This is a genomic window from Streptomyces luteoverticillatus (assembly GCF_003970715.1).
Taxonomy (GTDB): Bacteria; Actinomycetota; Actinomycetes; order Streptomycetales; family Streptomycetaceae; genus Streptomyces; species Streptomyces abikoensis.
Genome location: NZ_CP034587.1, coordinates 4,341,367 through 4,367,015, shown reverse-complemented (window position 1 = coordinate 4,367,015; position 25,649 = coordinate 4,341,367). Strand labels below are relative to the sequence as shown.

Here is a 25,649-nt window from a genome sequence, read left to right as displayed (position 1 = left end):
CGGGGCTGTGTCGATATGCGGCTACCGCCGCGTGGGCGCGCTCAGCCCCAACCGGCGCGCAGTCGCCCGGAACGCTAAAGCTTCTCGACGGGTGCGTACCGGAGCAAAAGCCTCTTCGGCTTCTCCCCACCGAAGTCGATCGACGCCTCCGCGTTGTCGCCGCTGCCCTTGACCGCCACGACCGTGCCCAGCCCGAACGAGTCGTGCGTGACCCGGTCACCGATGGCCAGCGCCACGACCTCGCGCTCCTTGGCCCGGCGCGTCGCGAACCCGCTCGACGCCGCCTTGCCGCCGCGCGCCGAGCCGAAGCCGGACGAGCCGAAGCCGGACGAGATGCCGGAACCCGTCCGGGAGCCGGAACCCGCGCCCAGCGAGGACGCCGACGGCGTCGCGGGCCCGGTGCGGCGCCACGTCAGGTGCTGCTCCGGGATCTCCTCCAGGAACCGCGACGGCGGGTTGTACGCGGGCTGGCCCCAGGCGCTGCGCATGCTCGCCCGCGTCAGGTACAGCCGCTCGCGGGCGCGCGTGATGCCCACGTAGGCGAGCCGCCGCTCCTCCTCCAGCTCCTTGACCTGGCCGAGGGCCCGCAGGTGCGGGAAGACGCCGTCCTCCATGCCGGTGAGGAAGACGACCGGGAACTCCAGGCCCTTCGCGGTGTGGAGGGTCATCAGCGTGATGACGCCGGTGCCCTCCGTGTCCTCGTCGGGGATCTGGTCGGAGTCGGCGACGAGCGCGACCTTCTCCAGGAACTCGGCGAGCGTGCCCGGCTCGTCCTCCGTGCGCTCCTGCTCGAACTCGAGGGCGACGGCGGCGAGCTCCTGGAGGTTCTCCACGCGGGTCTCGTCCTGGGGATCCGTGGACGCCTGGAGCTCGGCGAGGTAGCCCGTGCGCTCCAGGACCGCCTCCAGGACGGTCGCGGGGCCCGCCCCGGACTCGACGACCGTGCGGAGCTCCTCCAGCAGGACGTTGAAGCGCTTGACCGCGTTCGCCGAGCGGGCGGCCATGCCGTACGCCTCGTCGACGCGCCGCAGCGCCTGCGCGAAGCTGACCTTCTCGCGGAGCGCCAGCGCCTCGATCATGGCCTCGGCGCGCTCGCCGATGCCGCGCTTGGGCACGTTGAGGATGCGCCGCAGCGGGACGGTGTCCTCGGGGTTGGCCAGCACCCGCAGGTACGCCAGGACGTCACGGACCTCCTTGCGCTCGTAGAAGCGCACTCCGCCGACGACCTTGTAGGGCAGGCCGACGCGGATGAAGATCTCTTCGAAGACACGGGACTGCGCGTTGGTGCGGTAGAAGACGGCGACGTCGCCCGCCTTGGCGTCGCCCGCGTCCGTCAGCCGGTCGATCTCGTCGGCGACGAACTGCGCCTCGTCGTGCTCGGTGTCGGCGACGTAGCCGGTGATGGTGCTGCCCGCGCCGGCCTGCGTCCACAGGTTCTTGGGGCGGCGGTTCTGGTTGCGCTCGATGACCGCGTTGGCCGCGCTGAGGATCGTCTGCGTAGAGCGGTAGTTCTGCTCCAGCAGGATCGTGGTGGCGTCCGGGTAGTCCTCCTCGAACTGGAGGATGTTGCGGATGGTGGCGCCGCGGAAGGCGTAGATCGACTGGTCGGCGTCACCGACGACGCAGAGCTCGCCGACGCCCTCCTCGCCCGCCGTCTCGGGCGTGCCCACGAGCTCGCGCACCAGCGTGTACTGGGCGTGGTTGGTGTCCTGGTACTCGTCGACCAGGACGTGCCGGAAGCGGCGGCGGTAGTGCTCGGCCACGTCCGGGAACGCCTGGAGGAGGTGGACGGTGGTCATGATGATGTCGTCGAAGTCCAGGGCGTTGGCCTCGCGCAGCCGCGCCTGGTACATCGTGTACGCCTCGGCGAGCGTCTTCTCGAAGCCGTCCGCGGCCTTCGCCGCGAAGGCCTCCTCGTCGATGAGCTCGTTCTTGAGGTTGGAGATCTTCGCGCTGAAGGACTTCGGCGGGAACTTCTTCGGGTCGAGGTCGAGGTCCCGGCAGACGAGCGCCATGAGGCGCTTGGAGTCGGACGCGTCGTAGATCGAGAAGGAGGACGTGAAGCCGAGCTTCTTGCTCTCGCGGCGCAGGATCCGCACGCACGCGCTGTGGAAGGTCATCACCCACATGGCGTTGGCGCGGGGGCCGACGAGCTGCTCGACGCGCTCCTTCATCTCGCCTGCGGCCTTGTTGGTGAAGGTGATCGCGAGGATCTGCCCCGGGTGCACATGGCGGGCGCCCAGGAGGTGCGCGATGCGGTGGGTGAGCACCCGGGTCTTGCCGGAGCCGGCGCCCGCGACGATCAGCAGCGGGGAGCCCGTGTGCACGACGGCCTCGCGCTGCTGGTCGTTCATGCCCTCCAGCAGCGCGGCGGGGTCCACGACGGGGCGGGCGGCGCCGTCGCGGTAGAACGCCTCCCTGGGTACGGGCGCGTCGAAGGCACCCCCGAAGAGGTCGTCCGGCAGGGGCTCGGGAACCGTGTCCTCCGGAGGCGGAGGGGGCTCCTCCTCGGCAGGGGCCAGGTCCGCCAGGAAGCTGTCGTCAAAGAGGCTGCTCATCGCCTCCCGAGTTTAGGCCGCCCCACCGACAGCCGAGCCGGGATCCGCCCGACAGTGGCCGGGCCCACAGTTCCGGGGCCCGGGTCGGTACGGCTCAGACCCACAGCACCGCGATGAAGACGTTGGTCGCCGTCAACGCGCCCACGGTGCCGAACATGGGCGCCGGTACGTTCTCCTCGTCCCGCTTCACATAGACCAGGCCCAGGATCACGACGAGCAGGGCGAGCTTCACGCCGATCTTCACGGTGTTGATCGTGTCGCCCTGGCTCTGGTGGATGCCGACCAGCGCGACACCCGTGACCAGCATCGTCAGCGCGCCGTGCAGCATCGCCGGCACCATGCGGGCCTCGCCCTTGCCCATGGCCTTCATCTGGGTGAGGAACCCGCCGAGCAGGGAGGCGATGCCGATGATGTGGAGGCCGACGACGGCGTGAATGAGAACGTCCATGGGCACCGACCCTAACCGGGGCCATAGCACCACTCCGCGCCCAGGTGGGGCAGGGACACCACCTCGGTCACTCCACGGCACCGTCCTTCCGAGTCGGCAGGGGCGGCCCGCCAGGTGCGATCGCCAAACAGCCGATTCAGGGCAATAGCGGTCATGGCCGTTTCGCGGTGATCCCGAGGTTTAGCGTCCTGCTCCAGACGGCGGTGGCCCGCCCTCACCCCCCCTCGTGCGGGCCGCCGCCCGTCCCCCCGCCGGACGGAAGGAAGTGACGGCCGCCGTGGCCACGCACCGAAAGCCCAAGCAGCACCCTCTCGCCGGCGGCACCGCCCGTACCGCGGCCACGCTCGCCCTGGCGGGCGCGGCCACCGCCACCGCGCTCGAGGGCACCGGCCACGCCGCCCCCGCGCCCACCCCCGCGCAGGCCAGGGCCCAGGTGGCCCGCTACTACCAGCAGGCCGAGGTCGCCACCGAGCAGTACAACGGGGTGAAGGAGCGCTCGGACAGCGCCCGCTCGGTGCTCGCCGGGCTCCAGGACGAGGCCGCCCGCAAGACCGAGCGCCTCAACGCCGCCCGCAACGCCCTCGGCTCCTTCGCCGCCGCCCAGTACCGGGGCGGGTCGATGCCCACCAGCATGCGGCTGCTGCTGTCCACCCGCCCGGAGCGCTTCCTGGAGAACGCCTCGCTCGCCGACCGCGCGGGCCAGGGGCAGGCCGCCGCGATCTCCCGGGTCCGCCGGGAGCTGCTGGACGTCCAGCGGGTGCGGACGACGGCGGAGGCGCGGCTCGCGGAGATCCGGCGCGAGGAAAGCGCGCTCGCCGCCCACAAGCGCACCATCGAGGCCAAGCTGGACCGGGCCCGGCAGCTGCTGAGCGAGCTGCCCGCCCAGGAGGCCACCGCGATCCGTACGGGAGACACCGGCGGGGGCGTGGCGCGGGTATCGGACACCGCGAAGGCGTCCGTCGCGTCCGGGTCGGAGGCGGTCGGTGAGGTGGCCCGCGCGGTGTCGGGGCGGGCGGCGCGGGCGGTGGCCTTCGCGTACTCCGCGCTCGGCAAGCCGTACGAGTGGGGGGCGACCGGCCCGTCGTCCTTCGACTGCTCGGGGCTCACCCAGGCCGCGTGGCAGGCGGCGGGGGTGTCCCTGCCGCGCACCACCTACACCCAGATCAACGCCGGGCGGCGGGTCTCCCGGGACCGGCTCGCCCCGGGGGACCTGGTGTTCTTCTACTCCGGGATCAGCCACGTCGGCCTCTACGTCGGCGACGGCAAGATGATCCACGCCCCGCACCCGGGGGCCCCGGTGCGGGTCGCGCCGGTCGACGAGATGCCGTTCGCGGGGGCGACCCGCCCGGCGTGAGCCCGCCCAGGACGTACGGGGCCGGACGGGGCCGTACGGGGTCAGTGCCGAACGGGCCGTACGGGGTTAGTGAGCCACCTGCTTCGTCAGCCACTTGAAGACGTCCGGGACCTGCCGCTTCCAGACGGCCGTGCCGTGGCCGCCCGCGCCCGCCGGGATCAGGACGGTCTGCACGGTCGTCGGCGGCTTGGCCGCCTGCTTGAGCGCCTGGCCGCCCTGGTAGCCGTCGGTCTCGGCGCCGGAGACGAAGAGCGCCACCTTGGGCGGGGTCGCGGCGTGCTCGAGCATCTTCAGCGGGTTGTTGGCGTCGCGCAGTTCCGGTGTCTTCGCGGTGAGCGCGCCGGGCTCGCCGGCGGGGTCGTTGTAGCCGGACAGGCTCACGCCCGCGCGGTAGCGGTCGGGGTGCGCGACGGCCAGTCTGGCGGCGCAGTGGGCGCCCGCCGAGTAGCCGGCGACGGCCCAGCCGTCGGCCCGGTCGTCGGCGCGGAAGGTGTCGGTGACCATCTTGCGGACGTCGACGCTCAGCCAGGTGTCGGCGTTGACCTTGCCGGGGATGTTGGCGCAGCCGGTGTCGGTGTCGCCGAGGAGGGTGGTGCGCGGCGCCACGATGATGAAGGGGGCCACCTCGCCCCGTTGCATCATGGGCTTGAGCTGGGTGTTCACCTCGAGGGTGCCGAACCAGGCCTTCGCCGAGCCGGGGAAGCCGGGCAGCACCTCGACGACGGGGAACTTCTTGTCCTTGTACGCGGGGTCGTCGTACTGCGGGGGCAGCCAGGCGTAGACCTCGCCCTCCACGCCGGATATGTGGCCCTTGAGCTGGGTCTCCAGGACTCCGGGGCCCATGCGCTTGTCGGCGGTGGGCTTGAACTTGGCGACCGTCTTCGGCCCCTGGTCGGGCGTCTTGCCGCCGGTGCCGTCCGGGCCGAGGTCGGCGGCGGCCTTGACGTGGTTGCCGGTGCCGAGGAGGTCGGCCCAGGTGTCGAAGAGGCCGTTGGCATTGTTGACGATCACGAAGACCATCACGATCGCCGTGGCCTGCGCGAACAGCAGCATGAGGAAGCGCGTCGCGTGCCGGACGAGCCGGGGCCCGCCTATTCGGCCCCAGAGGCCGAGCGGCAGCCCGAGGGCCACCACGACCAGGGCGATCGTGATCAGGAGGAAGGGGGTCCCCGTCAGGCTCATCGGATCATCGGACTCTCGTTTGCGGTGCTGTTCCTGTCGCCTGTGACTAGATGGCGAGGAACTCCGGGAGGTTCCGCCGATGGCCGCCCGACGGGCGAGGGTCACACCGCCAGGTCACACCAGGCGGCGCGCCGTCGCCCAGCGCGTCAGCTCGTGCCGGTTGGACAGCTGGAGCTTGCGCAGCACCGCCGAGACATGCGATTCCACCGTCTTCACGGAGATGAAGAGCTGCTTGGCGATCTCCTTGTAGGCGTAGCCGCGCGCGATCAGCCGGAGCACCTCGCGCTCGCGCTGGGTCAGCCGGTCGAGGTCCTCGTCGACGGGCGGGGCGTCCGTGGAGGCGAAGGCGTCGAGGACGAAGCCGGCCAGGCGGGGCGAGAAGACCGCGTCGCCGTCCTTGATCCGGAAGATGGCGTCGACCAGATCGCCACCGGTGATCGTCTTGGTGACGTAGCCGCGGGCGCCGCCCCGGATGACGCCGATGACGTCCTCGGCGGCGTCGGAGACGGACAGCGCGAGGAAGCGGACCGGGGACTCCTGCCCGCCCATCAGCGAGGCGCAGCGGCGCAGCACCTCGACCCCGCCGCCGCCGGGCAGATGGACGTCGAGCAGCACCACCTCGGGGCGGGTCGCGGTGATCACCGTGACCGCCTGGTCGACATCGGCCGCCTCGCCGACGACCTCGACGCCCGTACGGTCGGTGGCCCCGATCTCGGCCTGCACGCCCGTCCGGAACATCCGGTGGTCGTCGACCAGCACGACCCGGACGTGGCGCTCGGCCGTCTCCCCTGCCGTCTGCTCGGTCGTCATGCGTTCTCCGCCCTCTCCATCTCCAGCTCCCATTCCGTCCCCCCGCCGGGCGCGGGTCGCACGCGTGCGGTGCCGCCGTTGCGCTGCATCCGGCCGATGATGGACTCCCGGACGCCCATCCGGTCCTCCGGGACCGCGTCCAGGTCGAACCCGGGTCCCCGGTCGCGCACCGAGATGAAGACCGTACGCCCCTCGACCTCGGCGTACACCTGCACTGCTCCGCCTTCGCCACCGTACTTGGCCGCGTTGACCATGGCCTCACGGGCCGCCTGGAGCTGGGCGTCGAGCCGGTCGTCGAGGGGGCAGTCGCCGACCACGACGACCTCGATGGGCACCCCGTGGTGGTCCTCGACGCGGGCGGCGGTGTTCCGGACGGCTTCGCCGAGGGTGCTGGGCTCCTCGGCCTCCTCCTTGCCGCGGCCCTCGGGGTCGTAGAGCCAGTTGCGCAGCTCGCGCTCCTGGGCGCGGGCGAGCCGGGCGACCTCGCGGGAGTCCTCGGCGTTGCGCTGGATGAGGGTGAGCGTGTGGAGGACGGAGTCGTGGACGTGGGCGGCGACCTCGGCGCGCTCCTGGGCCCGGATGCGCATGGTCCGCTCGGCGGAGAGGTCCTGGGCCATCCGGACGACCGAGGGCCCTGCCAGCAGCGCGATGCCGACCACCATGGCGAGCGACGCCTGGAGCACCGTCCCCAAGTGCTCGACGGAGCCCTGGAGGACGACGACGCCGGTGGCGCCGACGCCCACCAGCACCACGCCCGCGCCCGCCCGCGCGAGGGGCAGGACGCGCTTGCGACGGCCGACCTCCACCCAGTGGGCACGACGGGCGTTGTCGGCCTGGCGCCAGACGAGGGCGACGCCCGCGCAGATCAGCACGAGCGGCACGAGATAGGCGTTGGCGCGGCCGAGGTGGAGGCGGTCGAGGAAGATGAAGGCGCTGACGACGAGCGCGACGAGGGCGGCGGCCTGCCCCCGGTCGGGCTTGCGGGCGAGCAGGCGGCGGCGCCCGTCGGCGGAGACGGAGACCTCCGCGAACGGCCGGCGCGGGCCCTCGACACCGCCGACGCCGAGCGGCACGACGAACCAGAACACCGCGTAGAGCAGCGCGCCCATGCCCTGGGCCGTCATCAGCGCCACGAACACCAGCCGCACCCAGGACACGGGCACGCCCAGATGCCCCGCGAGCCCGCGCGCCACGCCGCCGAGCATCCGCCCTTCGTCGCTGCGGTAGAGCTTGCGCAGGGGCGGGCCGTCGGGGTGCGGAGCGGTGGTCATGCACTGATCGTCACACGGGCGGCCGCGCGCGGACATCAGGGTCGACCCTGACGGGACCCGGGGAATGCCCGGGACGGTGTGAGGGGGTGACGGGAGGTCAGTCCGGGTCAGGGCCGTTCGCCCGTGCGGAAGCCGTCGCGGACCACGTCGAACACGGGGCGGTGGCGCTCCCAGTCGGCCTTCGGGGCGGACAGGTAGATGGCGTACTCGGCGCCGCCCTCGCGGCCGAAGCCCAGGTCGACGGCCTGGAAGTCCCGGGCCCGGCCGGACCAGGTGAACTCCCAGATCGCCGCCGGCTCGTCGCGGAAGGTCGTCTCCTGGAGCCTGCCCCGGTGGTAGTTCCGGATCTCCGGGGACGCCTTGAGCTGCTGCTCGACGTCCTTCCAGTGCTGGACGTGGTCGCGGCCCGCGAAGTCCAGGACGTTGATCTTGAGGCCGACGAGCCCGGTCCGGTCGATGTAGTCGACCTCGCGGGAGGACTTCTCCTGCCGGGTCCAGCCGTCGGGGACGGGGAAGGAGACGCCGAGTTGCTTCTCCTCGACCAGGTGGTAGCCCTTGGGAAGGGGCGGATAGGTCGGCGGCGGCTTCGGCGCCGGGGTGGTGGAGCTGTGCGCCGGGGCCGGGGTCGGGGTGGTGTCCGGCCGCTCGGCGCGGGACTCCTCGTCGCCGTCCCGGGTGAGGAGGTAGGCGCCGGCCGCGAGGGCGCCCGCGACGACGGTCGCGGCGGCCGCCCACCACCACCGGGCCGCCCGACGGCGGGGCTTGGCGGGCGCGGCAGCCGGGGCGGGTGGGGCGGACGGGGTGACCGGCGTAGGCGAGGGCGCGACGGTGGTCGCCGCGACGGTCGGCCCGGTCGCGGGGACGGCCATCGGGGCAGCCGCAGGAGCAGTCGTCGTGGCGTCGGGTGCGGGGACGGGAGTAGGGGTGGGGGTGACGGCGGGTGGGGCCGGGCGGGGCGCCGGAGGCGTGGCGAGCCCGTGGGGCGTCCGGTGGGCGGCCGTGGCGGCCTCGGCCGCCGGCTCCCGGAGGATCTGCTCGACCAGTTCGGCCGGGGGCCGCAGGGCCGGGTCCTTGGCCAGCAGCGTCTCGATCAGCTTGGTCAGCGGCCCTGCCTGCCGCGGCGGCGCCAGCGGGTCCATGGCGATGGCGTACGCCGTCTCGACGGCGGTGTCCCGCCGGAACGGCGGCCGGCCCTCCAGGGCCTGATAGAGCGTGGCGCCGAGCGCCCACAGATCGGAGGCCGGTCCCGGCTTGCCACCCTTGACGCGCTCGGGGGCGATGTAGTCGATCGAGCCGACCATCTCGCCGGTCTTGGTGAGGGTCGAGGTACCCGTGGACTGGGCGATGCCGAAGTCCGTGAGGACGACCCGCCCGTCGTGTCCGAGAAGGACGTTTCCGGGCTTCACATCGCGGTGCAGCACCCCGGCCGCGTGCGCGGCGCGCAGCGCGGCGGTCATGCCGCGCCCGATGCGCGCGGCCTCCTCGGGGCCGATCGGGCCCCGCTTGAGGACGTCGCCGAGCGTCGTGGACGGCACGTACTCCATCACGATGCAGGGCAGACCGCCGTCCTCGACCACGTCGTGGACGACGACCACATTGGGGTGGGCTATCCGGGCCGCGCTGCGCGCCTCGCGCCGGGTGCGCTCATAGAGGGTGGCGAGCTCGTCCTCCTCCAGGCCGGGATTGACGTGCAACCGCTTCACCGCGACCTGACGGGCCAGCAACTCGTCCTCGGCGCGCCAGACCGTGCCCATGCCGCCCCGGCCTATCCGCTCGGCCAGGCGGTACCGGCCGGCGACCAGCCGACCCGCCTCAGGCGCTGCACCGTGCACCGCGCGACCTCCGGTTCCCCCGTCGTATGTTCGATGCGCCACCCTAACCGGATCGATCTCAGGGGTGATCTCAGGGAACGTCCAGGGTCGGCACGGGTGCCGTACATACATTCCGGTTGACACCATGTCCCCATGACCGACGCGCCACCCACCCCTGAGCCCGCCACACCGCCGCTGCGGCGCAGCCGTGAGCACAAGCTGATCGCCGGGGTCTGCGCTGGTCTGGGGCGCTGCTTCGACATGGATCCCGTCATCTTCCGGGTGGCCCTCGGCGTCCTGGGCGTCACCGGCGGCCTCGGCCTGATCGTCTACGGCTTCGCCTGGCTGCTGATCCCCCTGGAGGGCGAGGACGACAACGAGGCGCGCCGGATGCTCTCCGGGCGTGTCGAGGGCCCGGCGCTGACCGCCGTGCTGTGCGCGCTGGTGGGTTCCGGCCTCTTCCTCTCCATGCTCAACAACAGTGGCGTGATGTCCTTCGCGCTGATGCTCATCGTCGCCCTGAGCGGCGCCACGTACTGGTCGCAGCACCGCCGGCTGGCCGAGGCCGGGCCGGAGGACGCGACGGGGCCGGAGGGCACGGCCACCGGAGCGGCGCGCCCCCACAAGGCACACAAGACACACAAGCCGCACAAGGCCATGGAGGCCCCGCCGGAGACCCAGGCTCCCCCGGCACCGGGCGCCCCCTCCTGGTGGCGCGACTCCGTCCGGGATCCTGCCTCGGGCGCCCCCGGCACGGGCTACCTCTGGGGCCCGGACGACGACGTCCAGGACACGGCGCTCCCCCTCCGGGACCGCGTCGCCAAGTGGGCGCACGGCTGGGCCGGAACGGTCACCGGCACCGGCCCGTACCCGGGGGCCGCCCCGGCCCATGGCACCCGCCCCGCCGCGGCCTACGAGCGCCCCGCCGGGCCGACGCCCGGCGCCGGGCCCGAGCCCGCGTCCAGGTCCGGTCAGGGCCCGTGGCTGGGCGGCTGGACGTTCCTGCTGGCCCTGGCCGCCTTCGGCCTCGGCACCGGCCTGACGTGGCATCACCGTCCCCTCGCCACCTCCCTGGAGTTCGGCCTGGCCGGCGCCCTGGTCGTCTTCGGCCTGGGCATCGCGCTCAGCTCCCGGTACGGCCGCACGGGCGGCGGCACGGTCGTCGCCGCCGTGCTCACCGGCGCCCTGCTGGCCGGCGCCGCCGCGCTGCCGAAGTCGGTGACCGCCGACTGGTCCCGGACGACCTGGCGCCCGGCGAGCCAGGCCGAGATCCGCGAGAACTACGAACTCGGCACCGGCCTCGGCGTGCTCGACCTGACCGGCGTGCCCTGGTCCACCTCCGGGTCCACGTCCGCGTCCACGTCCGGGTCCGGGTCCGGGTCCGGCGGTGCCGCGCCGTCCCTTGTGCGTGCGGAGGTCGGGGCGGGCAAGCTCCAGGTCGTCCTGCCGCAGGACGTCACGGCGGAGCTGAACATCCAGGTCGGCGTCGGTGACATCCAGCTCCCGGGCGAAGGCTCCCGGGACGTCGACGTCCAGCCCGGCGGCCACCGCCGGACCACCCTGTCCCCCGCCGCCGGGCACCCCTCGCACGGCACCCTGCGTCTCGAGCTCAAGGCCGGCATCGGTCAGGTGGAGGTGGTCCGTGGCACGGCATGACTTCGAACCGGGCAGGCTGGTCATCGGCTTGGTGCTGCTGGGCGGCGGCCTGGCCTATCTGGCGGCGGCCGACGGCCGGTGGCACATCCCCTCCTATCTGCTGCTGCCCGTCCTGGCGGGCGGGTTCTGCCTGGCGGGCCTGGTCTCCTCCCTCACCTTCGCCGTACGCCGCCGCCGGGCGCGCCTCACCGACCGCGACGGGCGACCTGAGCCACTCGGCTGAGCGGCACCCCGCCCCGGGCGCGCCCCCTCCGCCGGCCGGCCAGCGCCGCGTCCGCCGAGAGCAGGGGCGCGCCCGCGAGTATCAGCGGCAGCCAGGCCATCAGATAGACGAGGTCGTTGCCGTAGTAGTAGGGCGTGGCGGCCCAGCTGACGGTCAGCCAGAGGCTGAGCGATATCAGGGCGCCTCCGGCGGCCGCGATCCGCGCGAAGAGCCCGAGGAGCGTGCCCAGGCCCACGGCGAGCTCACCGAACGCGATCGCGTAGCCGAAGCCGGCAGGGCTCTTCAGCGCGAGATCCACCAGCCCCGGGAGCGCGGCCGTGTCGCGCACCGACTCCATCAGCGCGCCGATGGACCCCTGCCCGTCGCTCGCCAGGAAGGCGGGGTCGGTGAGCTTGTCGAGGCCCGCGTAGACGAAGGTGATCCCGAGGAAGAGGCGCAGCGGGAGCAGCGCGTAACGCCCCATGTCCCCTCCCACCCTGTGTGACATGCCGCCGGCCATCGCCGCCTCGCCTTCGCTCTCGCCGTCCCCAACCGCTTACGACCGCTCTGCGACCGCTTTGCGACCGCCTCCCGGCCGTCGTACTCCGACCATACGTACGGAACGCGCGACGCGTTCAGCCCTGTGGACAACCCCCGCCGACACCCGGCCGGGGTTGTCCACAGGGCTTGCGCACTATGGGGACGATGTAGTGGAGATGTGCGGGGGAGGTGCGTCAGGCTCCGGAGCGGACGCCCAGCGCGCTGCCCTCCAGCCACTGCTCCCAGGTCAGGTTCCAGTCGCCGTAGCCGTTGCCGAAGAGGTCCATGGGCTTGGGCTTGGTGCTGCCGGTGACCTGGACGACGTCGCCCTTGAGGGTCAGCTCGTACAGCCACTTGGCGTCGGCGGTGGACATGCCGATACAGCCGTGGCTGACGTTCTCCTTGCCGAAGGACTCGGCGTTGTCGGGCGCCGCGTGGACGTATTCGCCGCTGATCGTCTCGCGCATGCTGTAGTCGTACGAGCCGTAGAAGCCGTCGGGGTGGTTGCGCGGGATGCCGATGGAGAGCGAGTCCATGACGACGCGGCCCTCCTTGGCGAGGATGGTCTTGACGCCCTCGCGGGTGCCGAAGCCCTTCGACTCGTCGCCACCGCTGACGGAGATGGTGCGCAGGGTCTCGCCGTTGCGGACGACGGTCATCTTGTGGGCCTTGAGGTCCACGGTGTTGACCATCGAGTCGCCGATGGTGAAGGAGATCGTCCGGTCACGGTCGGCCGCGGTGCCCTCGGCGAGCTTCACGCCCGCGAGCCGCGCGTCGAGGGTGACCTTGGTGCCGGCGGGCCAGTACTTCTCGGGACGGAAGTGGACGCGCGTGTCGCCCTTGGACTCGTTCCAGTGCCAGGCGCCGGGGACCTGCGGGGAGGTGGAGACCTTCAGCCGTCCCTCGATGCCGGCGCGCAGTTCCTTGGCGACCTTCTGCTGCTTGAAGACGATCGCGACGGGCTGGCCCACGCCGACCTTCTCGCCGTTGGCGGGCGCGATCTCGGGCCTTACGACCTTGGCGGCGCCCTTGAGCAGCGCGGCTTCCGGGGCGGGCTTCTCCGTGACGGGCGCGGGGCCGGGCGGGGTGGCGGCGGACGAGGCCGGCGCGGAGGACTTCGCGGGCCGCTCCTCGGCCTCGGCGCCACCGCCGCACGCCGTGGCGGCCAGCCCGGTCAGGGCGACGGCGGCGGACAGCCCGACGGCACGGGTGAGGCGGCGCATGGTTCTCCTACCGGTTCGATCAGTTCGATCGGATCAATGGCATGACGGAGCCGAGGCGAGGGCGCCTCGGCTTCCGGCCATCGTAAACAAGGTAAAAGGACCGCAAAAACGCCCCAAAGAACGAGCCACCCCCGCCGAGCGGCGGGGGTGGCCGACCGGCCGGGCCCTCGTGGGGGTCAGTCCAGCAGCTCCGGCTCACTGCGGGTGATCTGCCGGTACAGCGGCTGGTAGTTGATCCACGCCACCAGGTCGTTGCCGAGCTGGTCACGGGTGTGCTCGGCGCTCTTCGGGTCGATGAGCACGGGCTTCCCGGCGGCCTTCGCCGCCAGCTGCACCTGGCAGGACCGTTCCATCGTGATGAACCACCACGCGGCCGCGTCCACCGAGTCGCCGACGGTCAGCAGCCCGTGATTGCGGAGGATCACCGCCTTGTGCGGCCCGAGGGCGGAGGCGATGCGCCGCCCCTCCTCCTCGTCCACCACGACGCCGGTGTAGTCGTCGAAGAGCGCGTGGTCCTGGTAGAACGCGCAGACGTCCTGGGTGATCGGCTCCAGCAGCTCCCCCAGCGTGGACAACGCGCGCCCGTAGGTGGAGTGGCTGTGCGCCGCCGCGACGACCTCGGGCCGGGCGCGGTGGATCTGCGAGTGGATCGCGAAGGCCGCCTGGTTGACGTGGTGGCGGCCCTGGACGACCTGGCCCTTGTGGTTCACCAGGATCAGATCGCCGACGGTGATGTGCTTGAACGACATGCCGAACGGATTGACCCAGAAGTGATCGGTGAACTCCGGGTCCCGCGCGGTGATGTGCCCCGCGACGCCCTCCTCGAACCCGAACCGCCCGAAGAGGCGGAGCGCGGCGGCCAGCCGTTCCTTGCGGTACCGCCGCTCGTCCTCGACGGAGGCGTGCTCGGGGGCATGGCGAAGTGGAGTTGGTCGGTGGGTATGGGGTCGGGGGGTTGTGCGCCGACGCCGGCGCTGGCCTCGGTCATGGTGCGGCCTCCTCCGTGATCCATGGCTGTGGCAGGGAAGCTACCGCCGGGTATGGGAGGAGGCCAGGGTCTGGACACCAGCCGTCCTACACGGGGCGTCGCCGGTTGATCGTGGTGAGGTCGATGTCGATGTGGAATGGAACACTCAGCGTGAGCTTGTCGTGATAGATGCCGGTGAGGGCATAGGACTTGGCGACGGGGTCGAGTTCATAGACGTACACGACGGGCAACCCGTCATTCTTCTCGACCAGCCAGAAGTGCGGGATGCCCGCAGCCGCGTACTTACGGGGCTTGACCTCATGGTCACGCTCGACGGAGTCTTCGGAGACCACCTCGACGGCGAGGATGACGTCCTTGGGATCGAGCCAGCTCTCCTTCGGTCCCGTGTCCACCCCCGTCGGGACCACCAGGACATCCGGCTCCGGCCGGTTTCGCTTGTTCAGCCTGACGGCGAACTCCCGAAAGACGTCGAGCTCGTCCGGAGCCTGATCCAGAAGGGCCGTTTCCAGCAACCGCATGGTCCGGAAGTGGAACTTGGTCTGCGGGCTCACGAAGACGAGACTCCCGTCGATCAGCTCAGTGTGCCTCGGCAAGTTCGGAAGCCGGTCGACGTCATCCGTTGTCCATCCCCCTGGCGGAGGGACCGGGTAGTTGTACTGCTCGTCCAGCTCGAACTCGGGTGCAGCACTCACAATTGCTCCCATGCGACGGAGTCTCGCCTCTCCGGCCAGCGTACCCACCCCAAACACCGCTGCCGCCGCCCAAACGAATGAGCGACGGCACTCGTGTTTGACCAGCCCGCCCGGCTCGGGATCAAGCGCGCCGCGCCCCCGGTCCCTTCGCGTAGCCGTGGGCGACGACGTGGTCCGCCATCTGCCCGAAGGACGACGGGTCCGTCGACAGGGGGGCCGCCAGGCCGTCCACGTAGCGGTTGTACATGCAGAACGCGGCGGCGATCAGCACCGTGTCGTGGATCTCCACGTCCGTGGCCCCCGCCTTGCGCGCGGCCGCCACGGACTCCTCGGTGACCTCCTTGCCGCCCCTGCGGACGAGGCCGGCGATGGTGAGCAGCGCGCCGATCTTCTCCGGGAAACCGGAGAAGTCGTGGTCGTCCAGGACGCGGCGGACGGCCGGCATGCCGCCCTCCAGTTCGCGGGCGGCGACCTCGGAGTGGCCGCCCGTGCAGAAGGCACAGCCGTTGCCGTGCGAGACATAGGAGGCGATCAGTTCGCGCTCGCCCCGGGAGAGCGGGCCGGGGGCGCGGAGCAGGGCGTCGGCCAGGTCGTTCAGCGGGTCGGCGGTCTCCGGGCGGAACCGCATCAGGCCGATGATTCCAGGCGCGTCGTTCCCCACGTCTATATGCGGCACAACGTCTCCTCTCACGGGAGGTGGATCCACCAGCATTCCGCACCACCCCCGACCCGCATAGATGACAAACGGCCGTGCCGCCCGCTCCACACGCGGTGGAGGGGCGGCACGGCCGTTTGTCATCGCTGGGGAATTACTCCCACTCGATCGTGCCCGGCGGCTTGCTGGTCACGTCCAGCACCACGCGGTTGACGTCGCGCACCTCGTTCGTGATGCGGGTGGAGATCCGCGCCAGCACGTCGTACGGCATGCGCGTCCAGTCCGCCGTCATGGCGTCCTCGGACGAGACCGGGCGCAGCACGATCGGGTGGCCGTACGTGCGGCCGTCGCCCTGCACGCCCACGCTGCGGACGTCGGCGAGCAGCACGACCGGGCACTGCCAGATCTCGGCGTCCAGGCCGGCGGCGGTGAGCTCCTCGCGGGCGATGGCGTCGGCCTCGCGCAGCAGGTCCAGGCGCTCCTGGGTGACCTCGCCGACGATGCGGATGCCGAGGCCCGGGCCCGGGAAGGGCTGGCGCTGGACGATCTCCGCGGGCAGGCCGAGCTCCTGGCCGACCATGCGGACCTCGTCCTTGAAGAGCTGGCGGAGCGGCTCGACGAGCTCGAACTCCAGGTCCTCGGGGAGGCCGCCCACGTTGTGGTGGGACTTGATGTTGGCGGTGCCGGTGCCGCCGCCGGACTCGACGATGTCCGGGTAGAGCGTGCCCTGGACGAGGAACGCGACGTCCTCGCCGCCGGCCGCGCCCTCGGCGACGATCTCGGCCTGCGCCTGCTCGAAGACGCGGATGAACTCCCGGCCGATGATCTTCCGCTTGGTCTCCGGGTCGGAGACACCCGCGAGCGCGCTGAGGAATCGCTCCTGCGCGTCGACGACCTTCAGCTGGACGCCCGTGGCGGCCACGAAGTCCTTCTCGACCTGCTCGGTCTCGCCCTTGCGCATCAGGCCGTGGTCGACGTAGACGCAGGTCAGCTGGGAGCCGATGGCCTTCTGCACCAGGGCGGCGGCCACGGCGGAGTCCACGCCGCCGGACAGGCCGCAGATCGCGCGCTTGGTGCCGACCTGCGCGCGGATGGCCTCGACCTGCTCCTCGATCACGTTGCCCGTGGTCCACGACGGCTCGATGCCCGCGCCACGGTAGAGGAAGTGCTCCAGGACCAGCTGGCCGTGCGTGGAGTGCATCACCTCGGGGTGGTACTGCACGCCGTAGAGCTTCTTCTCGTCGTTCTCGAAGGCGGCGACCGGCACCAGCTCCGTGGAGGCGGTGACGGCGAAGCCCTCGGGCGCGGCCGAGCAGGCGTCGCCGTGCGACATCCACACGGACTGCTCGACGGGGGTGCCCTCGAAGAGCGTGGAACCGGCCTTGCCGACGTGCAGCGCGGTGCGGCCGTACTCACGGGCACCGTTGTTGTCGACCGTGCCGCCGAGCGTCGTGGCCATCAGCTGGAAGCCGTAGCACATGCCGAAGACGGGGACACCGGCCTGGAAGAGGGCGAGGGCGTCGTCGAGGCGCGGAGCGCCTTCCTCGTACACGGAGGAGGGGCCGCCGGAGAGGATGATCGCCTTGGGGTTCTTGGCGAGCATCTCCGCGACGGGCATCGTGCTGGGGACGATCTCGCTGTAGACCCGGGCCTCACGCACGCGGCGGGCGATGAGCTGGGCGTACTGTGCGCCGAAGTCGACAACGAGCACCGGTTCCGCGGTGTTGTCGTGGACGGCGGCGGGGGGTGCTGCTGACACGGGAGCGGCCTTCCGGCGGTCGGGAGGGGGTCTGTATTTGTCGATTCTACCGGGGAGCGGGGGGTTCCTTTTGTCTCACCATCCGAATACCGGACCGGCCCGCGTTGTCCACGGGGCCGTTCCCGGGCCATACTGGGCGCCATGCGCAAGCACCTGACCTTCGTCTTTACCTATGGCACCCGGCCCGTCCGGCTGCCATGGTCGTGCTGCTTGAGCAACTGACAAGCGACTTCCCAGGCGCCCCGGGCCGACAAGGCCCGGGGCGCCTGTCGTTTTCCCGGACCTGTCCGCCTCCGGGGGCCCCGGCCCTTTTGGAGAAACAGACATGACCATGAACGCGCACGGCGCCATCGCCACCACCGTGGAGACCACCCCCTCCCCCGCCCCCGCCGCCGACACCGGCGCCCGCACCCCCGAGGCCGCCGGAGTGATCACCGGCGCCCGGGAGCGGATCGACGATCTCGACGGCCGCATCATCGGCCTCGTGCAGGAGCGGATGGCCGTCTCGGCGGTGATCCAGCGCGAGCGCATCTCCTCCGGGGGCCGGCGCGTCAACCTCTCGCGCGAGATGGAGATCCTCGGTCACTACCGCGAGCAGCTCGGCCGGCCGGGCACCGCGCTGGCCATGACCCTGCTGGAGCTGTGCCGGGGCCGCGTCTGACGGGCGAATGCCCGCCGGGGCCGTCACCCGTACGGCGCCGTGACCGGCGGCTGATCATCTTCGTTAATACCGGTGACCGCACCAGCCAGGAGTGGTCCTCTCGAAATCCACGCGTGGCTTCCGTCCCTGTTCAACTGGGCGCCCGGCATCGACAGGGCGGATCCACCGGAGTGGGAGACGCGCGAGCACGCGTGTCGTGGGACCCCCCTCCGGTGGCACGGCGACCGGTCAGCAGGGGACAGCAGCCCGGCCGCCACCCAAAGGACGGTCGGTTCCGGGGACGCCTGGAACCGACCGTATCCGGTCGAAACGGTTGCGCCCGGGAGGCGCATCCCCCACGATGCCAAGGGGAACCGAAAGTCCGCACCAATCCCCTCGCGTCCCACCGCCATTGGTTCAACCATCCGGTTTCAATCGACAGGTTCGACCAACGGATTCAGCTCATCCCCCAGCCCGCGGCGCTCCCCCCGGCGCCGCTCCGCGGCACCGACCCTGCCCTGATCTCGGTGCCGGCAGTCAAGGGCCCCGTGGCCGCCCGCAGCCCCCGCGTCGGCGGCCCGGGGCCCTTCGCCGTGCCCCGGTGCGGTCAGGAGTCCCGCGGCACCCTCGGCACCGGAAGCAGCGGCAGGCGCAGCGCCGCGAAGGCGTCCTTGGGCACGGCCGGGTGCCGGGGCTCGACGGCGGTCGTGCGCTCGTACGCCCGGCCCTGCTCGGGGCGGGGGTCGGTCTCGCCCTTGTTCGGCCAGAAGGACATCGCGCGCTCGGCCTGCGCCGTGATCGTCAAGGCGGGGTTGACGCCGAGGTTCGCGGAGACGGCCGCGCCGTCGACGACGGAGATGCCCGGGTGGCCGTGGAGCCGGTGGTACGGGTCGATCACGCCCCGGGAGGCGTCGGCGCCGATCGGGCAGCCGCCGATGAAGTGCGCGGTGAGCGGCGTGCCGATGAGCTCGCCGACGTTGCTGCCCGGGAAGCCGTTGATCTCCTCCGCGACGAGGGACGCCGCCCGCGCCGCCTGCGGGAGCTGTACGGGGTTGGGCTCGCCGTGGCCCTGCCGGGCGGTGAGCAGGCCCTTGCCGGGGCCACTCGGCCGCCGGTAGGTGGTGAGGGAGTTGTCCAGCGACTGCATCACCAGGCCGATGATCGTGCGCTCGGACCAGCGGCGGTTGGACAGCGACCGCAGCAGCAGGACGGGGTGGCGGACGCATCTCCCCGCGAAGGCCACCGCCCGGGGCGCGCGCGTCCCCACCGGCACCTGGAGGACGGACAGGAAGCCCATCGCGTTGGAGCCCTTGCCGTAGCGGACGGGCTCGACGTGTGTGTCGGCGTCCGGGTGGATCGACGAGGTGATCGCGACGCCCCGGGTGAAGTCCGGCCGCTCGCCGTGGCGTTCGCGGTAGCGGCGGTCCGTGGTCTGGGAGCCGACCACCGCCTCGGAGTTCGTCCTGGTCAGCATGCCGAGCCGGGGGGAGATCCCGGGCAGCAGTCCCTTGTCCCGCATCGTGTGCAGCAGCGTCTGCGTGCCGTACGTGCCGGCGGCGAGCACGACGTACCGGGCGCGCAGCGTCCTCGGGCGCGCCCGGTGGCGTCCGCGCCGCCGGTCCGTGGGGACGGTGACGACGCGGTGGCCGCCGTCGCGGTGCTCGGCGACGGCCAGCACCGTCGTCATCGGATGGATCACCGCTCCGGCGCGCTCGGCGAGGTGGAGGTAGTTCTCGCAGAGGGTGTTCTTCGCGCCGTGACGGCAGCCCGTCATGCACTCGCCGCACTCGACGCAGGCCCGCCGGTCCGGCCCGGCGCCCCCGAAGTAGGGGTCGGGCGCCTCCTCGCCGGGCCGGGCGCGGCGCTCGCCGTCGCCGTCCCGCCCGTCCCCGAAGAACACCCCGACCGGCGCCATGTGGAAGGTGTCCCCCACGCCCATCTTCTCGGCGGCCGCCTTGAGATGGACGTCGGACGGGGTGGTGGTCGGGTTGATCCGCACCCCGAGCATCCGCCGCGCCTGCTCGTAGTACGGCCGCAGCTCGCCCTCCCAGTCGGTGATCCCGGCCCACTGCGGGTCGTCGAAGAACGCCTTCGGCGGTACGTAGAGGGTGTTGGCGTAGTTGAGCGAGCCGCCGCCGACACCGGCGCCCGCCAGCACCATGACGTTGCCGAGCAGGTGGACGCGCTGGAGGCCGTAGAGGCCGAGGGCCGGGGCCCAGAGGTAGTTCCGCAGGTCCCAGGAGTTCCTGGGCAGGGTGTCGCGGGTGAAGCGGCGGCCGGCCTCCAGCACGCCCACCCGGTAGCCCTTCTCCGTCAGGCGCAGGGCGGAGACGGAACCGCCGAATCCCGACCCCACGACGATCACGTCGTAGTCGTACGTTCCCTTCACCACTGACCCTCCTCAGCGCAGGCGGAGCGCCTTCAGGGCGCGCAGCCCGCCCGTCATCAGCCGTGCGTACGCCTCGTCGTCCAGGCCGAACGCGGGTCCCATCGGCACCAGCCGCTGCTGGGCGATCGTCTGTGCCTCCGTGTACTTGAGGATGCCCTCGGCGCCGTGCCGCCGGCCCAGGCCGGAGTCGCCCATGCCGCCCATCGGCGCGCGGGCGCTGCCGTAGGCCGCCGCGTACGCCTCGTTGACGTTGACCGTGCCGGCCCGCAGCCGGGCCGCGACCGCCCGGCCCCGGCGCCCGTCGGCCGTCCACACGCTCGCGTTGAGGCCGTACGGGGTGTCGTTGGCGAGCCGCACCGCCTCGTCCTCGTCGTCGAAGCGGTAGACGGAGACCACCGGGCCGAACGTTTCCTCGGCGCATACGGCCATGGGCGGCTCCACCCCGTCCAGGATGGTCGGCTCGTAGAACAGCGGTCCGACGTCCGGCCGGGGGCGGCCGCCCGCGAGGACCGTGGCGCCCTTGGCCACGGCCTCGTCCACGTGCCGGGTGACGTTCTCCAGCTGCCGCTCCGACACCAGCGACCCCATGTCGGCGCCGTAGCCGAGGCCCGTGCCCAGGCGCAGGGCCTTCGTGCGCGCGGCGAAGCGCTCCAGGAAGATGTTTGCCACGGAGGAGTGGACATACAGTCGCTCGATGGAGACGCACAGCTGTCCGGCGGAGGAGAAGCAGCCCCGGACCGCGCCCGCCGCCGCCTTCTCGACGTCCGCGTCGCGCAGCACCAGCATGGCGTTCTTGCCGCCCAGTTCGAGCGAGCAGCCGACGAGCCGGCCCGCCGCGCCCCGGGCGACCTCGCGGCCGGTGCGGGTGGAACCGGTGAAGGAGACGAAGTCGGCGTGGTCGACCACGGCGGGGCCGACGACCGGGCCCTCGCCGAGCACCACCTGCCACACGCCTTCCGGAAGCCCGGCCTCTATCAGCAGTTCGCGGGCCCACAGGGCGGTCAGCGCGGTCTGGGTGTCGGGCTTCATCACCACGGCGTTGCCCGCGGCGAAGGCGGGCAACGCGTCCCCGACGGACAGCTCGAACGGGTAGTTCCAGGGCGCGATCTGCCCCACCACACCGCGTGGCATGCGCAGTTCGGTGACGCGCGTGAGGGTGGGCAGAACGCCCAGGTGCGCCTTGGGCCGCAGATAGGCGGGAGCCCACCGGCCGTAGTGCCGGGCGGCGACGGCGACGGCCTGCACCTCCTCGTGGGCGTGCAGCCGGGCCTTGCCCGTCTCCAGCTGGACGAGGTCAAGGATCTCGGACTGGCGGGCGAGCACAAGGTCGTGGAAGCGCAGCAGTACCGCCGCCCGGCTCCGCACGGGCGTCTCCGCCCAGGCGCGCCGCGCCTCGCGGGCCCGGGCGAAGGCCTCCGCCACGTCCTCGGGCGAGGACTCCGGCAGGTCGGCCAGCTTCCGGCCGGTGAAGGGGGCGTGGCTCGCCGTGCGACCGCCGGAGCTCACCACCGCGCGCGTGAGCCGGGCGACGAGCTCCGGCGTGACGACATCGGCGGCGGCGCGGGCGCCCGCCGGGGCGACAGGGTTGCCCGCCAGGGCGACGGGATTGCCCGCCGGAGCGACGGGGTTGCCATCGGCGACTGTTCCAGTGTCCTGCGTGTCCGTCATGCGGGTGAGCGTATGCGGGGCGGGACGCTTTGAATACCCGGCGGTAATCAACTCTCTTGTCAGGGCGAGGAGACGGCGCTGTCAGGGCGAGGAGACGGGCCTGGTCCGGACGAAGGTGGACAGCGCCGTGTCGAAGTACCGCTTGCCCTCGTCCTCCCTCCCGGCCGGGGAGGACACCCACACGTCGTACATCTTGTCCCCCTCGTCCCACGCGAGGTCGTAGGTGTGCCGGGGGCCCGCCGGGGCCTTCTCCTTCTCGTCGAAGCCGTCCCAGGTGAACTCCCAGGTCGCCGCCCGGTGGCCGCGCAGCTCGGTCCGCTCGACCTTGCCGTCCCGGTAGCCGGGGTAGCGGTCGGGGGCGAGGGCGGCGGAGGCGCGCATGACCGTGATCGGGCCGCCCTCCTGCATGTCCTGGATGAGGACGCCGATGCGGAAGTCCTTGCCGGGCGAGTAGTAGAAGACGCGCGGCGGCTCCAGGGAACGGGTGAATCCGTCGGGCACGGCGAAAGCGAAGCCCGCCGGGTCCTGGACGGAGCGATAGCCGGCGGGCGCGGTCACGGAGGCGGTGGCGGGTGGCGGCGGTGGCGGTGCGGACGGCGACACGGACACCGCCGTGGCGCCGGGGGTCAAGGGCGCGGAGAAGGGCGGCCGCCCGTCGGCGAGCCCGTTCTTCGCACTGTCCTCGTTCATCAGCAGCGCCGCCGCACCGGCGCCCATGCCGGCCAGCGCGACGACGGTGAGCGCCACCAGCAGGGCCGTACGGGAGCGGCCACCGGCCTGCGACGCCGGGCAGGGCAGGAGCGGGAGGGCGGGCCGGGTGGGCAGCCGGTCCGGGGGCAGCCGGCCGGCGTCGACGAACGCCCTCAGCAGCGCCTCCGCCTCGTCCGCGCCCATCCGCCGCGCCGGGTCCCGTTCCAGCAGACCGCGGACGACCGGGAGCAGCGGACCGGCCGCCGTGGGCGGCCGGATCTCGTCGTAGACGACGGCGTGCAGGATGCCGCCCAGCGAGTCGCGGTGGAAGGGCGACTCTCCGCTGAGCGCGGTGCACAACAGGACGCCCAGCGACCACAGATCGGACTCCGGGCCCGCGCGCCCGCCGGACATCCGCTCCGGCGCGGTGTACTCGGGCGAGCCGACGAACGCACCCGTCTCCGTGATCGTCGTGACGCCCGAGACCTGCGCGATGCCGAAATCGGTCAGGACGACGCGACCGGTGCCCTCCTCCAGCAGGACGTTGGGGGGCTTGATGTCCCGGTGCAGCACGCCCCGCGCGTGCGCCGCGCGCAACGCGCCCAGCAACGCGACCCCGATCCGCGCCGCCTCCTGGACGCCGACCGGCCCCTCCGCCGACAACAGGCCCGACAGGGAACGGCCGTCGATCAGCTCCATGACGATCCAGGGCCGGCCGTCCTGCTCGACGATGTCGTGCATCACGATCACGTTCGGATGCCTGATCAGCGCGACCGCGCGCGCCTCGCGCAGCATCCGCCCGTACTGCGCCCGGGTCTCCCGCTCGGACGGCTGCTCGTCCACGTGCAGTTCCTTGACCGCGACCTCGCGGGCCAACAGCTCGTCCGTGGCACGCCATACGGTGCCCATACCGCCGCGCCCGATCTTCCGGCCCAGCCGGTACCGCCCGGCGATGAGACCGCCGTGTGCAGCGAAGGTGCCCATGAGCCCATATTGCCCCACACCCACCCGCCCGACCGGGCCCGTACCGGACGCTTCACCCTCCGGCTCGCACGCCCGCGCTCGTCGAGTGACCGGAGCGCCGGGCGTTCCTGGCGTTCCTGGCGTTCCGGCAGCGGTTCTCGCCATGCGAGGGCGCTGGGGGTGGGGGATTCCGCGGCCTTGTCCGTGGCGACGTCCTGCCGACATCCTGAACGCCCCTACGTCCCGCACCCCGTGGCCCCCGTCCCACCGACCCGGACCGTCCCACCGACCGGGCGTCAGCCCGAGCGAGGAGCGCACCGTGCCCAGGACCCCTGCCCGGCGAACGGCCACCGCGTCACGGAGGACCGGCGGGACAGCCGCGACCGTCGCCGCCGCCTCGCCCGCACCCGGTGGGCTCGTCGCCACGGTGACGGCCCTGCACCGGACGGCGGGCGGAACGGCGGTCGCGGCGCTGGTCGCACGTTCGGGCGCCTCGGGAGCAACTGTGGGGCGGCGGTTCGCGCCGTTCCGCCGTGCAGCGACGCCTCAGGACCTCTCCGTCGCCTCCCTCGGCCCGTTGGACACGCTCGGCTTCCGGGGGCTCACCTACCCCGAGGGATGCACCACGGGCAACGACGTACGGATCGAGCAGTTGTTCCGGCAGACCGGCGGCGGGTCCGAGCCGGGCTACCCGAAGGGTTTCGAGGAGATACGGCTCATCGACCAGTACCTCCTGCACGAGAACCGGCCGCAGGTGGCCACGGCCATGCACGCGATCAACGGCGACTTCGTGGCCGGTGCCAACAACACCGATCAGAACATCTTCATGGGCACCGCGAAGGCCAACAAGACCCACCTCAACGAGGTGGAGGCCCCGCTCCGCCAGGCCATGCAAGGCCGTACCGCCTCCGGCCGCGCCGCCCGCTACGAGGCCGCCCTGACCGCCCACCCGCCCGTGGCGCTCGCGGCCGATCCGACTGTCCTCGCATGGGACACCCCGGGCGCGGACATCCCCGGCGCCACCGAGGTCTCCGGCACCGCCCGCTGGGATCCCGCGCCGCTGGCGCGGATCACGCACTACGTCGACACGGCCCGGCTCGCCGCGGCACCCACCGAATTCCCGCGGATCGTCGACTACAGCGTCGTACCGGATTACAAGCCCGACAGGCTGCCCGCCTACATCGACCGGAACATCGCCGAGGCGGAGGTCAAGATCACCGAAGCGGAGGCGGAGCTCGCCGGTCTCACGGACCCCGCCGAGCGCGACGAACTGGCGGAGAAGATCAAGAACGAGCGGTGGGCGGTGGACCGGCTCCGGCTCAACGGCCCGCGGCTCTTCCCCACGACCTTCACCGCGGAGGCCACCTACTACCTGGCCTCCTACGTCCCGGCCGGGCGCTGGCTCGTCGGCCGGGACGCCGGGACCTTCGACGCCCAGGAGTGAGGCGGACCGCAGGAGCGCGGGCGCGGGCGTCAAGGGCAGGCGTCAAGAGCAGGGGAAAAATTCATGTACAGTTGTTCCCGCAACGCCGACCGGCCAGCGGAAACGCCGACCGGGACGCCGAGCGCTCGTAGCTTAACGGATAGAGCACTTGACTACGGATCAAGAGGTTGCAGGTTCGAATCCTGCCGAGCGCACTCTCTTCGACGGGAGCCAGACGTATCGAACGTCCGGCTCCCGTTCTTCGTTTCCGCCGCCGTCCGTGCGCTCCGCCGCCGTGAAGCCGTGCCGTTCGTAGAAGCGGTGGGCCGGGGTGTTGACCTGGAAGGTCCACAGCTCCAGGCCCTCGGGGCGGCGCTCCTTGGCCAGGGCGACGAAGCGGTCGCCCAGACCCTCACCCCGGCGCTCGGGGGCCAGGTAGAGCTGGTCGAGATGGCCGCCCTGGAGGACCATCACCCCCACGATCGTCCCGTCCTCCCCTTCCGCCACCCATGTCTCGCGCTCGGGCACGACGACGTAGCGGAACCATGCCCGCACCTCGTCGTCCGAGTGCGCCCGGCGGACGGCCGGGAGGGCGGCGGCGTACGAGCGCAGCCACACCTCGGCGGCTCCGGCCGCGTCGGCCGGCTCGGCGCGGCGGATGATCACAGTGTTCGCGTCGGCCATACGGCGCACGGTCTCAGCCCCGCACGCGTTCACGCACCCGCAT

20 protein-coding genes, 1 tRNA gene and 1 pseudogene are annotated in these 25,649 nt (G+C 72.2%); 6 read left to right on the top strand and 16 right to left on the bottom strand.

Annotated features, from left to right (window positions below):
• Positions 1 to 74 precede the first annotated feature (74 nt).
• Both pcrA and EKH77_RS19405 read right to left on the bottom strand, forming a co-directional pair.
• Positions 75 to 2,558 carry a DNA helicase PcrA gene (gene pcrA, locus EKH77_RS19410; RefSeq protein WP_126915604.1) on the bottom strand — a complete coding sequence of 828 codons (2,484 nt, stop codon included), beginning with the start codon at positions 2,556 to 2,558 and terminating at the stop codon, positions 75 to 77.
• Between the two features lie 94 nt (positions 2,559 to 2,652).
• Complete coding sequence (locus EKH77_RS19405) at positions 2,653 to 3,006, bottom strand: hypothetical protein (protein ID WP_126915603.1); 354 nt, start codon at positions 3,004 to 3,006, stop codon at positions 2,653 to 2,655.
• A 277-nt stretch (positions 3,007 to 3,283) separates the two neighbouring features.
• Between EKH77_RS19405 and EKH77_RS19400 the strand changes: the two genes are divergently transcribed.
• Positions 3,284 to 4,360, top strand: a complete 1,077-nt coding sequence (locus tag EKH77_RS19400) for a C40 family peptidase (RefSeq protein WP_126915602.1) — start codon at positions 3,284 to 3,286, stop codon at positions 4,358 to 4,360.
• Between the two features lie 66 nt (positions 4,361 to 4,426).
• On the opposite strand, the gene EKH77_RS19395 is transcribed toward EKH77_RS19400, so the two are convergent.
• The 4 genes from EKH77_RS19395 to EKH77_RS19380 all read right to left on the bottom strand — a co-directional run bounded on the left by EKH77_RS19395 (position 4,427) and on the right by EKH77_RS19380 (position 9,455).
• A complete protein-coding gene (locus tag EKH77_RS19395) occupies positions 4,427 to 5,542 on the bottom strand; it encodes an alpha/beta hydrolase (protein WP_126915601.1) in 1,116 nt (371 codons plus the stop codon).
• A gap of 114 nt (positions 5,543 to 5,656) precedes the next feature.
• A complete protein-coding gene (locus EKH77_RS19390) occupies positions 5,657 to 6,352 on the bottom strand; it encodes a LuxR C-terminal-related transcriptional regulator (RefSeq protein ID WP_126915600.1) in 696 nt (231 codons plus the stop codon).
• A complete protein-coding gene (locus EKH77_RS19385; protein WP_240667424.1) occupies positions 6,349 to 7,623 on the bottom strand; it encodes an ATP-binding protein in 1,275 nt (424 codons plus the stop codon). Before EKH77_RS19385 ends, EKH77_RS19390 begins: the two co-directional genes overlap by 4 nt.
• Positions 7,624 to 7,730: 107 nt before the next feature.
• Positions 7,731 to 9,455: a serine/threonine-protein kinase gene (locus tag EKH77_RS19380; RefSeq protein ID WP_276319230.1), complete on the bottom strand. Its 1,725-nt coding sequence runs from the start codon at positions 9,453 to 9,455 to the stop codon at positions 7,731 to 7,733.
• A gap of 132 nt (positions 9,456 to 9,587) precedes the next feature.
• Here EKH77_RS19380 and EKH77_RS19375 point away from each other — a divergent pair, with 132 nt between their 5' ends.
• Positions 9,588 to 11,090 (top strand): PspC domain-containing protein, encoded by a 1,503-nt coding sequence (locus EKH77_RS19375; RefSeq protein ID WP_126915597.1) that lies wholly within the window; start codon positions 9,588 to 9,590, stop codon positions 11,088 to 11,090.
• Complete coding sequence (locus tag EKH77_RS19370; RefSeq protein WP_126915596.1) at positions 11,077 to 11,313, top strand: hypothetical protein; 237 nt, start codon at positions 11,077 to 11,079, stop codon at positions 11,311 to 11,313. Before EKH77_RS19375 ends, EKH77_RS19370 begins: the two co-directional genes overlap by 14 nt.
• Here the strand turns inward: EKH77_RS19370 and EKH77_RS19365 are convergent.
• From EKH77_RS19365 to guaA, 6 genes and pseudogenes are all read right to left on the bottom strand, one after another.
• Positions 11,276 to 11,812: a DoxX family protein gene (locus EKH77_RS19365; RefSeq protein ID WP_126915595.1), complete on the bottom strand. Its 537-nt coding sequence runs from the start codon at positions 11,810 to 11,812 to the stop codon at positions 11,276 to 11,278. The two genes, EKH77_RS19370 and EKH77_RS19365, sit on opposite strands and share 38 nt — an antisense overlap.
• Before the next feature lie 214 nt (positions 11,813 to 12,026).
• Positions 12,027 to 13,055 (bottom strand): L,D-transpeptidase, encoded by a 1,029-nt coding sequence (locus tag EKH77_RS19360; protein ID WP_126915594.1) that lies wholly within the window; start codon positions 13,053 to 13,055, stop codon positions 12,027 to 12,029.
• 176 nt (positions 13,056 to 13,231) lie between these two features.
• Positions 13,232 to 13,963 (bottom strand): annotated as a pseudogene (locus EKH77_RS19355) (class II aldolase/adducin family protein); the annotation flags it as partial.
• Positions 13,964 to 14,129: 166 nt separating this feature from the next.
• Entirely contained in the window at positions 14,130 to 14,747 is a 618-nt protein-coding gene (locus EKH77_RS19350; protein ID WP_240667422.1) for a Uma2 family endonuclease, read from the bottom strand.
• 109 nt (positions 14,748 to 14,856) lie between these two features.
• Positions 14,857 to 15,411 carry a carboxymuconolactone decarboxylase family protein gene (locus EKH77_RS19345; protein WP_126915592.1) on the bottom strand — a complete coding sequence of 185 codons (555 nt, stop codon included), beginning with the start codon at positions 15,409 to 15,411 and terminating at the stop codon, positions 14,857 to 14,859.
• A gap of 133 nt (positions 15,412 to 15,544) precedes the next feature.
• Positions 15,545 to 17,149: a glutamine-hydrolyzing GMP synthase gene (gene guaA / locus EKH77_RS19340; RefSeq protein WP_126915591.1), complete on the bottom strand. Its 1,605-nt coding sequence runs from the start codon at positions 17,147 to 17,149 to the stop codon at positions 15,545 to 15,547.
• A gap of 331 nt (positions 17,150 to 17,480) precedes the next feature.
• On the opposite strand from guaA, the gene EKH77_RS19335 reads away from it, so the two are divergent.
• Entirely contained in the window at positions 17,481 to 17,810 is a 330-nt protein-coding gene (locus EKH77_RS19335) for a chorismate mutase (RefSeq protein WP_126918164.1), read from the top strand.
• Between the two features lie 586 nt (positions 17,811 to 18,396).
• Here EKH77_RS19335 and EKH77_RS19330 read toward each other — a convergent pair.
• The 3 genes from EKH77_RS19330 to EKH77_RS19320 all read right to left on the bottom strand — a co-directional run bounded on the left by EKH77_RS19330 (position 18,397) and on the right by EKH77_RS19320 (position 23,520).
• Positions 18,397 to 20,181 carry a GMC oxidoreductase gene (locus tag EKH77_RS19330; protein ID WP_397612959.1) on the bottom strand — a complete coding sequence of 595 codons (1,785 nt, stop codon included), beginning with the start codon at positions 20,179 to 20,181 and terminating at the stop codon, positions 18,397 to 18,399.
• 9 nt (positions 20,182 to 20,190) lie between these two features.
• Entirely contained in the window at positions 20,191 to 21,846 is a 1,656-nt protein-coding gene (locus tag EKH77_RS19325) for a succinic semialdehyde dehydrogenase (RefSeq protein ID WP_126915590.1), read from the bottom strand.
• 81 nt (positions 21,847 to 21,927) lie between these two features.
• A complete protein-coding gene (locus EKH77_RS19320; RefSeq protein ID WP_126915589.1) occupies positions 21,928 to 23,520 on the bottom strand; it encodes a serine/threonine-protein kinase in 1,593 nt (530 codons plus the stop codon).
• A 298-nt stretch (positions 23,521 to 23,818) separates the two neighbouring features.
• Here EKH77_RS19320 and EKH77_RS19315 point away from each other — a divergent pair, with 298 nt between their 5' ends.
• Complete coding sequence (locus EKH77_RS19315; protein ID WP_126915588.1) at positions 23,819 to 24,943, top strand: hypothetical protein; 1,125 nt, start codon at positions 23,819 to 23,821, stop codon at positions 24,941 to 24,943.
• A 121-nt stretch (positions 24,944 to 25,064) separates the two neighbouring features.
• Positions 25,065 to 25,137, top strand: a tRNA-Arg gene (locus EKH77_RS19310).
• Here EKH77_RS19310 and EKH77_RS19305 read toward each other — a convergent pair.
• Positions 25,103 to 25,606: a GNAT family N-acetyltransferase gene (locus tag EKH77_RS19305; RefSeq protein ID WP_126915587.1), complete on the bottom strand. Its 504-nt coding sequence runs from the start codon at positions 25,604 to 25,606 to the stop codon at positions 25,103 to 25,105. The two genes, EKH77_RS19310 and EKH77_RS19305, sit on opposite strands and share 35 nt — an antisense overlap.
• Between the last annotated feature and the right edge of the window lie 43 nt (positions 25,607 to 25,649).